The organism is Pedobacter frigiditerrae (genome assembly GCF_004331645.1).
Lineage (GTDB): Bacteria > Bacteroidota > Bacteroidia > Sphingobacteriales > Sphingobacteriaceae > Pedobacter > Pedobacter frigiditerrae.
Map to the genome: position 1 here is coordinate 533,600 of NZ_SJSK01000002.1, position 12,365 is coordinate 545,964.

11 protein-coding genes are annotated in these 12,365 nt (G+C 34.6%); 5 read left to right on the forward strand and 6 right to left on the reverse strand.

The genetic code is table 11. The features are described from left to right. Positions 1-155: 155 nt before the first annotated feature. Complete coding sequence (locus EZ428_RS09130) at positions 156-3,401, reverse strand: S41 family peptidase (RefSeq protein ID WP_131552843.1); 3,246 nt, start codon at positions 3,399-3,401, stop codon at positions 156-158. 125 nt (positions 3,402-3,526) lie between these two features. Between EZ428_RS09130 and EZ428_RS09135 the strand changes: the two genes are divergently transcribed. Together EZ428_RS09135 and EZ428_RS09140 are read left to right on the forward strand one after the other, a co-directional pair. Next, entirely contained in the window at positions 3,527-4,465 is a 939-nt protein-coding gene (locus EZ428_RS09135) for an ion channel (RefSeq protein WP_131552844.1), read from the forward strand. 313 nt (positions 4,466-4,778) lie between these two features. Continuing rightward, positions 4,779-5,351 carry a DUF4377 domain-containing protein gene (locus EZ428_RS09140; protein ID WP_131552845.1) on the forward strand — a complete coding sequence of 191 codons (573 nt, stop codon included), beginning with the start codon at positions 4,779-4,781 and terminating at the stop codon, positions 5,349-5,351. 2 nt (positions 5,352-5,353) lie between these two features. On the opposite strand, the gene EZ428_RS09145 is transcribed toward EZ428_RS09140, so the two are convergent. The 4 genes from EZ428_RS09145 to recR are packed head-to-tail and all read right to left on the reverse strand — an operon-like array spanning position 5,354 to position 8,466. Then, on the reverse strand, positions 5,354-6,259 hold the full coding sequence (locus tag EZ428_RS09145; protein WP_225871027.1) for an alpha/beta hydrolase: 906 nt from the start codon (positions 6,257-6,259) through the stop codon (positions 5,354-5,356). 3 nt (positions 6,260-6,262) lie between these two features. After that, complete coding sequence (locus tag EZ428_RS09150) at positions 6,263-7,078, reverse strand: SDR family oxidoreductase (protein WP_131552846.1); 816 nt, start codon at positions 7,076-7,078, stop codon at positions 6,263-6,265. Continuing rightward, on the reverse strand, positions 7,078-7,842 hold the full coding sequence (locus EZ428_RS09155; RefSeq protein WP_131552847.1) for a PI-PLC domain-containing protein: 765 nt from the start codon (positions 7,840-7,842) through the stop codon (positions 7,078-7,080). The genes EZ428_RS09150 and EZ428_RS09155 overlap by 1 nt, the downstream gene beginning before the upstream one ends. Before the next feature lie 6 nt (positions 7,843-7,848). Further along, positions 7,849-8,466 (reverse strand): recombination mediator RecR, encoded by a 618-nt coding sequence (gene recR / locus EZ428_RS09160; protein ID WP_131552848.1) that lies wholly within the window; start codon positions 8,464-8,466, stop codon positions 7,849-7,851. Positions 8,467-8,712: 246 nt separating this feature from the next. On the opposite strand from recR, the gene EZ428_RS09165 reads away from it, so the two are divergent. From EZ428_RS09165 to EZ428_RS09175, 3 genes are all read left to right on the forward strand, one after another. Then, positions 8,713-10,221: a sodium:solute symporter gene (locus EZ428_RS09165; RefSeq protein WP_131552849.1), complete on the forward strand. Its 1,509-nt coding sequence runs from the start codon at positions 8,713-8,715 to the stop codon at positions 10,219-10,221. 87 nt (positions 10,222-10,308) lie between these two features. Continuing rightward, positions 10,309-11,016, forward strand: a complete 708-nt coding sequence (locus EZ428_RS09170; protein WP_131552850.1) for an LOG family protein — start codon at positions 10,309-10,311, stop codon at positions 11,014-11,016. 143 nt (positions 11,017-11,159) lie between these two features. Continuing rightward, positions 11,160-11,657, forward strand: a complete 498-nt coding sequence (locus EZ428_RS09175; RefSeq protein ID WP_131552851.1) for a hypothetical protein — start codon at positions 11,160-11,162, stop codon at positions 11,655-11,657. Here the strand turns inward: EZ428_RS09175 and EZ428_RS09180 are convergent. After that, on the reverse strand, positions 11,654-12,244 hold the full coding sequence (locus tag EZ428_RS09180) for a DUF502 domain-containing protein (protein ID WP_131552852.1): 591 nt from the start codon (positions 12,242-12,244) through the stop codon (positions 11,654-11,656). The genes EZ428_RS09175 and EZ428_RS09180 overlap by 4 nt on opposite strands. Positions 12,245-12,365: the final 121 nt, after the last annotated feature.

Here is a 12,365-nt window from a genome sequence, read left to right on the forward strand (position 1 = left end):
ACCCTTCAAAATATTTTTATAAAAAAATAAACGTATAAATAAGGATCACATCACGCTGTTGCGTTATGCCACCACCAATTTTTATTTGTGTTTATCTGTATCATTCTGTTGGCAAATATGTAATAGTTTTTGTTTAAATGCAAAAAGTTTTTGAATTATTTAGGTTTTACCTCTGTTAGCAACTCTTTAATAGCTGCCAATAACTGCTCATCTTTGCCTTGATCAATCATTCCTGGCATATTTTTAACCTGTATGTCTGGTTTGGTTTCATTGTTTTCTAACCATTCTCCAGCTTTATTTTTGGCACTAATAGGAATAGATCCCCATCTTGTACCATCAATTAATGTTTCCCAACCTGCAAAACTACAAGTGCCTGGCACTGGCATACCAACTGTTTTTCCGATTTTTAAATCTTTATAACCACAAGAGAAACAATGTCCGTCGCTATAATTTGCCTCATTAAACATTGCTAAGGTTGGTTTAGTCCACCTAAAAGTTGGCTCACCACCAACCGAACGTTTATCCGTAGCGTAATCTAAAAACTTCTGACCAGTGAAGAACATCGCCAAATCTGACACTAAATCGCCTCCACCATTAAATCGAGTATCTACAATAACCGCTTTTTTGTCGGCATATTTACCCATCATTTCTTCGTATACGTTACGATAAGGGCCATCACTCATTCCGGGAATGTGAACATAACCTAGCTGACCTTTACTTAAACTATCTACCTCGGCCTGATTAGTTTTAACCCATCTTCTGTAAAGCAATTGATTTTCTAGTGCTAATGGAATTGGCTTCATTGTTAATTGCTGTCTTTCTCCGTTTTTAGGATTTAATATTTCCAATAAAGTAAGTTGACCCGCTTTTCTATTCAAGTATTTAGCAATATCTTGATTAGATTCTATTAGCTGACCATCTATTTTTTCGATGATCATTCCTTTTTTAGCAACTGTATTCGCAGCCCTATCTAATGGCCCGCCAGCTAAAATTTCATCAATTAATATTCCATCTCCTTTGTGTGAATAATTTAATAAAACACCTAGAGAAGCTGTAGCATCATCGCCTGGAGCACTGCTTCCATATCTTGCACCGGAGTGAGATACATTAAGCTCACCTAATAGCTCAGACAACATTTCTGCAAATTCGTAGCTATTGCCAATAGATGGAAGATATTTTTTGTAGGCTGGCTTTAAGGCATTCCAATCCGCACCATGCATATCTGCAGTGTAAAACATCCCTTTATTTCTTAGCCAAACGTGTTCAAACATATACTCACGTTCTGCTTCAGCATTAACTTGCACTTCACCCTCAATAGTAATTGGTTCTCTCTTATTATTTTCAGTATTGATTTTAGAAACTCGACCACCACTTAACAAATACAAATTCTTTTGCGCTTTATCCCACATTAAACTTCCCCCCATTCCATCTAAAGCAATTTCCATTTTTGTTTCTTTTGTACGAAGGTTCGTACTCCAAAGGTTAGTGCCTTTTTCGAAACTCGCCAAATAGAAAAGTTTTTCACCATCTTTTGTAATTACAGCATCGCTTAATGAAGAAGAATGAATTGTTAACCTAGCTTTTCTCATTTCCATTCCATCCCAATCAAATTTAATGGTAGAATCTGGCTTAACAGGTTTAGTTCCTTTTTCTTTTTCAGCTTTTTTATCAGCTTCATCTTTAGCTTTCTTTTGCGTTGTCTCCATTTCTTTTAACAAGGCAAAATCTTCCTTATCTAGGTTAAAACGATCCCAAGCATCTTTAGTGAAAAACATTCCATAAACATCACGTTGTGAAGAGCCTGAATTCGCCTGAGATTTCATTCCATCTCTATTACTAAACCACAACATTTGTTTACCACCGTTTACCCATTTTGCATTGCCATCTCCAAAACCACTTTTGGTTAAATTTCTCATTGGCAATTTGCCTTTAGCATCCAATAAAACTACTTCTCCGTTGGACATAGTCGGACGATAAGTTGCTAAAAGCCATTGACTATCTGGACTCCAAGTGAAATACTGGTCGCCATCTTGCATATAGAATAATTCATCTGGAGACAATAGCGTAACTGCTTGCTTGGTGCCGATTTCCATAACCCTTAAAGCTCTTCTATCTTCTATGTAAGCTATTCTTTTGCCATCTGGCGATATACTCGGCATGTAATTATCCTTATCATTACTTACCAAAGGTTTTTCTTCCAACACTGTTGAAGCGAAAAAATAAGGTTCTTCTTTCCGAGCTTTTTTCACTTCATAAATACGCCATTTGCCATTTCTTTCACTAGAATAAATAATTGATTTGCCATCTGGCGCAAAATCAACAAATCTTTCTTGCTCTGAAGTATTAGTTACTCTTTTAGTCATTTTGCCATCAGCAGATGTTACAAAAACTTCGCCCCTAGCTATAAAAGCAACTTCTTTTCCATCTGGAGAAACCGCCATCTCCCTTACCCCTCCATTTATGGCAATGAAGCTTTCATTATTGTTTTTATCTTGAGTGGTAATCGCTACTTCCACTTTTTTAGGTTGTTGCCCTGGTTTTAAGGTAAAAATCTCTCCATCATAACCAAAACTTAACAAGCCATCATTAGAAGAACTTAAAAACCTAACAGGGAAAGTTTTAAAATTGGTTATTTGCTGATTTTTAGCATTAGCTGATAAAGGCATTTTATGGATATTAAAGTTTCCACTTTGCTCACTTAAATAATAAATGCTTTTTTCTTGGTCAGCAAATACTGGATTTCTATTTTCTCCATAAAAACTACTGATTTGTTGATGTTTATTTGTCTTTTTATCATACAACCAAACTGCTCTAGCCACTGAAGATTTATGGTGTTTACGCCACTCATTTTCGCCACCTTTTTTATCATGGTAAATCATTTTTGCCCCATCACTTGAAGATTGAACATATTCTGCAGGAATAGTGAATATTTGATTTATCCTACTTCCTTCGGTGGCCACGCTATAAAGTTCAGGTTGTGAGCCAGTGGGAAATTGACGATGGATTGCTTCATCCTGTCTAACGCCACCAAAAACTACAGCTTTATTGTCGAAAGTAAAACTATACGGAAATTCATCAGCAGAGTGATAAGTTAATCTTTTTGCAGAACCACCATTAGCATTCATGATAAAAATATCGAAGTTGCCATAACGATTTGACGCAAACGCAATCTGTTTCCCATCTTTACTCCATACTGGCATAAAATCATGGGCATCATGAAATGTAATTTGTTGAGCTGTTCCGCCAGCACTAGAAATTTTATATAAATCACCTTTAAAAGTAAATATAATGGCACTTCCATCTGGTGAAATTGATGGGTAACGCATCCATTGAGGTTTGGTTTCTGCATTTGCGGTGATTGCAAATAGGGAGCATAAAAATAGCGTAAAAATTTTCTTCATTTTATGGGATTTAGGTTAGCTAAAATACTTTCAAAATATTTATTATTAACTATTATTGGGTAACATTTAGGCGAGCCTATTAATAGGCTTATTTTGCAAAATCTTTCTCAAAATAATTTAGAAATATGGCTTTTATTAAAAGAAAACACCACGAAGAAGACGATTTAGGCTTTGGGAAACGACCAATGGGCAAAGATCAAAGGATGATGAATGCCGATGGAACTTCGAATGTTAAAAGAATCGGGCTCCCAATATTTAGTTCTAACGACACTTATAACTGGCTAATTTCTATGTCGTGGCGAAAGTTTATGTTTATCATTTTGACGGCCTATCTTGCAATTAACATTCTTTTCGCTACAGTTTATGTAATAATTGGAATTGAGAATTTACATGGAGCACCTGGAATTACTACTCGTGACCATTTTTTTGATGCCTTCTTCTTCTCTGCGCAAACTATTTCTACTGTTGGTTACGGGCACATTAGTCCGGTTGGATTTTTAACGAGTTGTGTTGCCGCTTTCGAATCAATGTTAGGTCTGTTAGCCTTCGCCTTAGCAACGGGTTTATTGTATGGTAGGTTTTCTAGACCGAATGCAAAAATTCTATACAGCAACAATATGGTGGTAGCGCCTTATAAAGACATTACGGGCTTAATGTTTAGGCTAGCCAACGGGCGAAATAATCAATTAATTGAGATCGAAGTTCAAATGGTTTTTACAATAAACCAAGTGGTTGATGGCAAAAGAACGAGACGATTTTTTCCTTTGAATCTAGAAAGAAATAAAATAGGATTGCTATCATTGAGTTGGACTGTTGTTCATCCGATAGATGAAAAAAGCCCACTGTTTGGAATGACAAAAGAAGAGATGATGGAGGGAGAAACTGAAGTTTTAATACTTCTAAACGCATTTGATGACATTTTTTCTCAAACGGTACATAGCAGGGCGTCTTATTTAGATGAGCATATTCTCTTTAAACATCGCTTTTCGCCTATCTTGTCTCAAGATGAGGAAGGCATAACCACACTAGATTTATCGAAACTTAGTAATACTGTTTTAGCTTAATTCTAGAATCGAAACTCTTTTAGGAATACGTCAAACAAAGGCTTCAATTCTCTGTTCTGTGCTTGAATTATTCACGTAATTCAATAGGATGAAGTGTTATTTATCGGATGATAGTAAGAACTTTATATAAACATCTACCAATGTTTAGCACAACCCTTGCCATTGATTTGGCAAGGGTTTCTGCTTATATACATTTTTTAAACCACTAACACATTCAAAACGAGCTTTGCAAATAAAAAATTACTAAACACTTAGTTGTAACTAATAGTTTAATTTTTATATTTGAACTTAACAACGCTCGATCCTATTTTTTATGAAAAAAACCATCTCTCAAGCTAGAAACTTAGTTTTTCTAGCAATTTTAGCTATCTCAACTATTTTTATTTCATCTTGTGAAAAAACAGAAAATCAAATTAAAATAAGAATAAACCAGTTTAAACAAACAGCAGTTGCTCCTTACGGGCCTGTAATAACACTATCTGCCCAGCAAGGAGATGAGATTGGAAGTGCTAACTGGTCTGCATTTTACGATCAAATAGTTGGCTTCGATTATGAAATAGGCTACGTTTACGATCTTCTAGTTGTAGAGACAGAGATTCTTAATCCGCCAGCAGATGGTAGCTCTAAAGCTTATCAGCTGAAACAAATTCTTTCTAAAACTAAGGTAGATGAAAGTATAACGTTTAATTTGATGTTAAAAAACGACTTAATTAATTACGTTAAGGGCGATGCAGTTTCAGGTTATACACTATTAGACGAAGCTGACATCGATTGTGGTAATCTATGTAATGAATTTGCAAACGCATTGCAATCAAATTCAAAATTAATTAACGGCAAGTTTGTTTTAAATTCGGATGGCTCGATCAAACTAGTTGAACTTCTATAAGTCTATCTGGTTTCTTTTAAAAAATCAAGAATACTTTTGTATAGATTATTATTTCCCCAAATCATTTGGCTAATCATTGGAACGTGCTTTTTGCCGTCTATTTTTATTAGTTTAACTGGAGTTTGTTGCTCTTGTAATATTTTACAAATCCGTTCAGATTGGATTTGTATAGCTTCATAAGTCTTTGTGCCGTAGAAAATAAGGTGTGGATTTTTAATATTTTTTACATAAAACAGTGGTGACCCTGCTTGCCAATTTTTTGATTCGTTGCTAAACGTTCTTAGGAAATCTGTATAGTAATGGTCTTTTGCTGCCTTAGTTAAATATTCTTCCATATCTAAACCAAAGGGATCATTCAAAATCACTCCTTTTAGTGGATTTGCTATCCCTGCATTTTGAAAAAATTGAGGATCAGAATTAATTAACTCAGCTAAATGTGCGCCCGCTGAATGCCCCATTATAAAAATACGATCAGCATTACCACCATAAGCTGCAATGCTATCCTTTACCCATTTAACAGCCTGTGCTGTAGCCGCAGCCATTTCTTTATAGGTAACACTTGGAGCTAATGGATAATTGATGATGACACTTACCACATTATTTTTAGCCAAATTTCTACCAAGCCACCAATAAGTTTCCTTTTTACCACTACTCCATGAGCCCCCGTGTACAAAAATAATTACATCTCTATTTTGAATGCTGTCTTTTTTATGGTAAATATTTAATGTGTTTGCTTGATAAGTATTACCTGCATAGTTGATGTTTTTCTCAACACGAATTTGAGCTGAGCCAGTAAAAACCTGACTAAGGAAAGCGAAGAGCATTACTATAGTTTTGAGATGTGAGACATGAGATGTGAGATAAGAAAACAGCTGTCCATTTTCCATTTTACTTCTTACATTTTCCATATTCTATTTAATCAACGGATTTTTCTCTTTTGCAAACAAGTCGAACACTTTTTTATCAGCGAATGCTGGAAATAATTTATTAACCCAAACCGCTAACTTGCCTTGTCCTGTCATGATCAAGGTGCGCTTTCTTTCTGCAATTCCATCGCTAATAATAGCTGCAACAGCTTCCGATGTCATCATTTTACCTTCTTCCATACTTGTTTCTCCATGAGCCGAGCCATCTTTCGCCAATGCGGCAACACGGATGTTAGAAGTGGTAAATCCTGGGCAAGCCACCATCACGTGGACACCCGTTTTTAATAACTCAGTACGTAAAGATTCCATGAAACCATTCATCGCAAATTTGGAAGAAGAATAACCAGTTCTTCCGGGCAAACCCCTATAACCTGCAATTGAAGATATGGCAACCACACTACCTTTGGTTTTTAAAATTTCTGGTAAAGCATATTTTGTACAGTAAACTGTTCCCCAAAAATTAACATCCATCAGGTTTTTCAAAACCGATAAATCTACATCGTTAAATAAAGCACGCATAGAAAGTCCGGCGTTGTTTATTAAAACATCAATTTTACCAAAGGTGATTAACGTTTGTTTAACTAGCATTTCACAATCACTTTCTATACTTACATCACATTGTACAGCTAATGCCTTTACAGCATATTTTGCTTCCAACTCTGCTGTGATTTCGCAAAGCGTTACATATTGGCGAGCGCCTAAAACAACATTAGCACCACGTTTTGCTAGTTCTTCGGCCAATGCCTTACCAATACCAGAAGATGCACCAGTAATTACGACAACTTTATTCTTAAAATCCATTATTTATGTTCGAAGTAAGTTTTACACTCCACTATTTTATCTGTGTTTATAATTACCACACCCATTTCGTTTAATTGTCGCCAACAATCTTGAGTATCTGGAGCACCCCAAAATCGGAACGGTCTATGTAATTTATTAGCTTGCTTAACAGCAGCTAGTAGTTTTATCTTATCAGCTTCTGGAATCTCGCCAACACCTCTCCATTTAGAATAAGAAGCAAAATTATCGCTAATCATGGTTACTCTTTTTAAATCTGCTTTAGCATAGCTGATGTTTGGTAAACCATCAAAATATACCCAACCTGGAAAAGTGTGATACAATGAATCTGCAGGTCTGTTACCGCTAATTACAACTTGAACTGCATTCTTGTTCTTGCTCCTGTCTAAAATTTCGCCAAACGTTTCTAAATGTTTTTGCAAAGCAGGAAAGGTTAAATCCCAACTTGTCTTAAAATCTATCATCAAGGTAAAAGTGTATTTTTTATCTGCGCTTACTTTTCCATTATTTAACTTAAACAATGAATCTATCTTATTTAAGTATAGTTTTTCTAAAGTTTGTTTAACCTCTATTTCTTTCTTACTATGCGCAACGATTAACTCGCCATTAACCTCAAAAATATCTGCTTCTATCTGATACACCTTATTGTTGTAAGCTAAACTAAATTGCTGTTTTTGCACATAATCGTTATGCGAATGGATTTTAACTTGTGCAAAACCAGTTGTTGCAATTAGAACAAAAAGGATAAAAGCAGTTATTTTTCTCATTGTTAATTATTTAAGGAAAGAACCTTCATAAGGCACTCTGGTAATAATTGATCGGCCAAGTGTGATTTCATCCGCATACTCTAATTCTCCGCCAAAGGCGATACCCCTAGCAATGGTTGTAATCGGAATTTGAAAATCTTTGAGCCTTTTGTGAAGATAAAACAAGGTAGTATCTCCTTCCATATTAGCACTTAAAGCCAATATAATTTCCTTTACAGGTGTTGTGGCTACTCTTTGCACCAAGCTATCGATATATAAATCAGATGGACCTACCCCATCCATAGGAGAGATTAATCCGCCTAAAACGTGGTATACTCCAAAAAACTGATTGGTATTTTCAATGGCCATTACATCACGTGTATCTTCAACCACGCAAATAATTTCTTTTTCTCTTTTTGCAGCGGTACAAATACTACAGGTATGATGATCGGAAATATTATGGCAAACATTGCAATGTTTAATTTCCGCTTTAAGTCTAATTAAGGTATTGCCAAAATGAGAAACCTCTTCTTGTTCTTTATTTAACAAATGTAAAACCAAACGCAAAGCTGTTTTTTGCCCTACACCAGGTAATTTAGAAAATTCGTTTACTGCGTCTTCAAGCAGTTGAGAAGAAAAGTTCATTCTACAAATTTAATTAAAATGATGTGGATTGATAGGCAAGATATAAAATATTACAAAAACTGAATGATGTTATTTTTAACCATTTAAGATAATCTTAGCTATTCGTAAAAAAGTATTTTTTTGTGTTACTGAGATGTTCTTAGATTTCTAAGATGGTTGACATTGGGCTATTGCCAAGAATAATTATCTTCGTTGTATATGAGATTAAAATTGTAAATTCTTACATTTAAAAACTAAATATTAAATATGAGTCCAACCATACTATTGTGTTTCTTAATTGGGTATTTTACTCTCTTAATTATCATCGCTTTTGCGACATCAAAAAAATCATCAGATAATTCTACTTTTTTCTTGGCAAACAAAAATTCTAAATGGTATTTAGTTGCTTTTGGGATGATTGGAACAGCACTTTCTGGCGTAACCTTTATTTCCGTACCTGGAGAAGTGGGAGCTCCCGGTGGTAATCAGTTTCAGTATTTTCAGTTTGTTTTAGGAAATGCTGTTGGATTTATCATTATAGCTACCGTGCTTTTGCCCTTGTATTATAGGATGAATTTAACGTCCATTTATAGTTACATTGAACAACGACTTGGTCATTACAGTTATAAAACCGCAGCATCTATATTTTTATTGAGCCGCACGTTGGGTTCGGCAGCAAGATTATACCTTGTGGTATTGGTACTACAACGTTTTATATTTGATAGTTATGGAATTCCATTTTGGGCAACTGTATTAATATCATTAGGACTAATATGGTCATACACTTTTAAGGGAGGCTTGAAAACCATCATCATTACAGATACCTTGCAAACATTTTTCTTGGTATTATCTGTATTCTTAACCATTTATTTTGTTTGCAGCAGTTTAGACTTAAACATACCGCAGGCTTTTGAAACGATTAAAAACAGCAGTTATTCTAAAATTTTCTTTTTAGATGATTTTGTATCAAGTAAGTTTCATCTGAGTAAACAGTTTATTGGAGGTATTTTTGTAACCATCGCCATGACTGGGTTGGATCAAGATCTAATGCAGAAAAATCTAAGCATGAAAACCATTGGTGAAGCAAAAAAAAATATGTTCACCTTTACAGGAATATTTGTGGTATTGAATATATTCTTTTTAAGTGTTGGAGCTCTTCTTTATATTTTTGCAGCAAAAAATGGCATAGAAATTCCTTTAGATCAAGTTACTGGAAAACCAAGAACAGATATCCTTTTTCCATTAATTGCATTAAATCATTTAACTACAGTACCTGCAATTGTATTTATGCTAGGGCTAACTGCCGCTACTTTTGCTACTACAGATAGCGCTCTAACAGCATTAACTACATCTTTTTGTGTAGACTTTTTAGGGATGAACAAAAAAGAAAACCTCGAAAAGAAAGATGCCGTAAAAAAAAGGCATATGGTGCATATTGGTTTTTCTGTTTTAATGTTTTTAGTCATATTGGTTATTAATGCTTTAAATAGTTCTTCTGTTGTAAGTTTAATTTTCACAATAGCATCATATACTTATGGCCCACTGTTAGGTTTGTATTCATTTGGTTTATTTGTTAAAAATAGAGGCCTACATGATAAATTAGTTCCTATTGTTTGTATTGTGGCTCCAATTTTATGCTACCTATTTGCTACAAATTCTAAAGAATTGCTTGGTGGATATGTTTTTAGTGTAGAACTGATTTTGGTAAATGGATTGATTACATTTGTTGGCTTATTACTGATCAGTAAAAAAACAGATCAACAAACGAAGTTTTAGAATAGTTCATTTGCTCATTAGTTTAGGTGCCTTTTACACCCAATGAACCAATGACACTAACGAACTTATGATATAAAATAATAGAAAATGACAAGTGAAGAAAAGATAAGAAGTGCCTTTGCGAATAAAGATTGGCAAGAAATAAAAGTAACAGATAGCTGGCAGATTTTTAAAATCATGGCAGAGTTTGTAGATGGATTTGAGAAGTTGGCTAAAATTGGCCCTTGTGTAAGTATTTTTGGTTCTGCTCGTACTGCAGAAACTAATCCATATTATGAGATTGCAGTAGAATGCGGTCGTTTATTAACAGATAGAGGTTATGGTGTAATTACTGGTGGTGGACCGGGTATCATGGAAGCTGGTAATAAAGGAGCGCACATGAATGGCGGTAAATCTGTGGGTTTAAATATCGATTTACCATTTGAACAGTTCCACAATAAATATATTGACCATAATAAATTGCTAGAGTTCGATTACTTTTTTATTAGAAAAGTAATGTTCATGAAATACTCACAAGGCTTTGTGGTATTACCTGGCGGGATGGGGACAATGGATGAATTATTTGAAGCAATAACATTAATTCAGACTGGCAAGATTGCCCGTTTCCCAATTGTTTTGGTTGGTAAGGCATATTGGGGTGGTTTAGTTGATTGGATTAAATCAACTATGTTAGAAAAAGAGCACAACATTCATGCAGAAGATTTAAATTTATTTAGATTGGTTGATACAGCCGAAGAAGCTGCAGAACATATTTTTAGATTCTATGATAAATATGTATTGAAACCGAATTTCTAAACCATAATCGTCATTTCGAGCGAGCGCAGCGACGAGAAATCTGTTTTAAATTTACTTTATAGCCAACTTTTAGTTGGCTATTTTTTTGCCTGTTTGTAACGAAATAAAACAATCATAGTCTATAATTTATAAAAGCATACGCCATGGAACGCTACCTAACTTGGAATAAAGGAATATTTGAAAGCAATTATCAGATTTTTGAAAGTGGGAAAATCAAGTGTACGCTATTTTTTGACACTTGGAGAAGTGAAGCCAAAGCCATTAGCCAAAGCAAAAATTATAGGTTTAAAGATGATGGGCTTTATGGCACCACTACCCAAATATTTGATGGGAACAATGAATTAATTGGTTTTATTAGCTACAGTGATTGGAAATCAAAAGCTACCATAACGCTAAATTCTGGAGAGAAATATGCCTTTGAATTTACCAATACTTGGCATTCTCAATGGAGAATTACAAATTTTAACGATAAGCAAATCAACTACGATTCTTCAACATCTTCAGGAACTGTTGTATCAAACAATGATGATGAACTAATGCTATTGATAGGATTTTATGCAAGGGAGCATTTCACTAAGATGATTATGCTCATTATATTTATTATTATTTTCTTGCCAATGATTTCGCGGGGTATTTTTTAGAAATGACTAACACCACCGCTAACTACTAATTTCATTGCATCGGCGGCACTCATATTTAATGGCTTAATTTTTTCTTTGCTAACTACATAGACTTGTCCGGCAAATGAATAAGAGAAAGGGAAATATACAATCGCATCTCCGGGTAAATCAAGCTTAGTTAAGTCGTTTTGTGTTAAAAACCCAATTCTTTTCATTCCTCCTTCTGCCTCAACCAACACAGGGTGATTAAATTTCTTTTCATCGCCAACAAAAGCTTCTGTTAAATCTTTAATGGAAGAAAAAATAAAATTTAAGAGTGGTAACCTATTCATTGTACGTTGAAACCAATTGTACATTGGCTCGGTTACAAAGTTGGTTACAAAAATACCAGCAGTTAGTATAATAAAAATCACCAATGCTAACCCTAAGCCAGGTATATTTCTATTTGTACCAGTAAGTGGATTTACACCTAAAATATTATTAATGTTTAACCAACTATCAACAGTTGTTACCGCCCAAACCACTATAAAAATGCTTAGGGCAATTGGCACAACAATCAATAATCCTTTAATCAGGTAATTTAAAAGCGCTCTTCCTATCCTATTCATAGTGCGAAATTAGGTAAAAATAGTTGAGTTGTTTAGATTGTTGAGCCGTTAAGTTGTAAAGTCCGTTAAGAAGTTGACATTCATTCGACTCACCAACAAACAACTTTACAACTCACCCCTT

Excerpts from the sequence above, each read along its gene's own strand:
- EZ428_RS09130 (WP_131552843.1), bottom strand. The coding sequence starts at position 3,401 with ATGAAGAAAATTTTTACGCTATTTTTATGCTCCCTATTTGCAATCACC.
- EZ428_RS09180 (WP_131552852.1), bottom strand. The coding sequence starts at position 12,244 with ATGAATAGGATAGGAAGAGCGCTTTTAAATTACCTGATTAAAGGATTA.
- EZ428_RS09140 (WP_131552845.1), top strand. The coding sequence starts at position 4,779 with ATGAAAAAAACCATCTCTCAAGCTAGAAACTTAGTTTTTCTAGCAATT.
- EZ428_RS09155 (WP_131552847.1), bottom strand. The coding sequence starts at position 7,842 with ATGAGAAAAATAACTGCTTTTATCCTTTTTGTTCTAATTGCAACAACT.
- recR (WP_131552848.1), bottom strand. The coding sequence starts at position 8,466 with ATGAACTTTTCTTCTCAACTGCTTGAAGACGCAGTAAACGAATTTTCT.
- EZ428_RS09175 (WP_131552851.1), top strand. The coding sequence starts at position 11,160 with ATGGAACGCTACCTAACTTGGAATAAAGGAATATTTGAAAGCAATTAT.
- EZ428_RS09165 (WP_131552849.1), top strand. The coding sequence starts at position 8,713 with ATGAGTCCAACCATACTATTGTGTTTCTTAATTGGGTATTTTACTCTC.
- EZ428_RS09170 (WP_131552850.1), top strand. The coding sequence starts at position 10,309 with ATGACAAGTGAAGAAAAGATAAGAAGTGCCTTTGCGAATAAAGATTGG.
- EZ428_RS09150 (WP_131552846.1), bottom strand. The coding sequence starts at position 7,078 with ATGGATTTTAAGAATAAAGTTGTCGTAATTACTGGTGCATCTTCTGGT.
- EZ428_RS09135 (WP_131552844.1), top strand. The coding sequence starts at position 3,527 with ATGGCTTTTATTAAAAGAAAACACCACGAAGAAGACGATTTAGGCTTT.
- EZ428_RS09145 (WP_225871027.1), bottom strand. The coding sequence starts at position 6,259 with ATGGAAAATGTAAGAAGTAAAATGGAAAATGGACAGCTGTTTTCTTAT.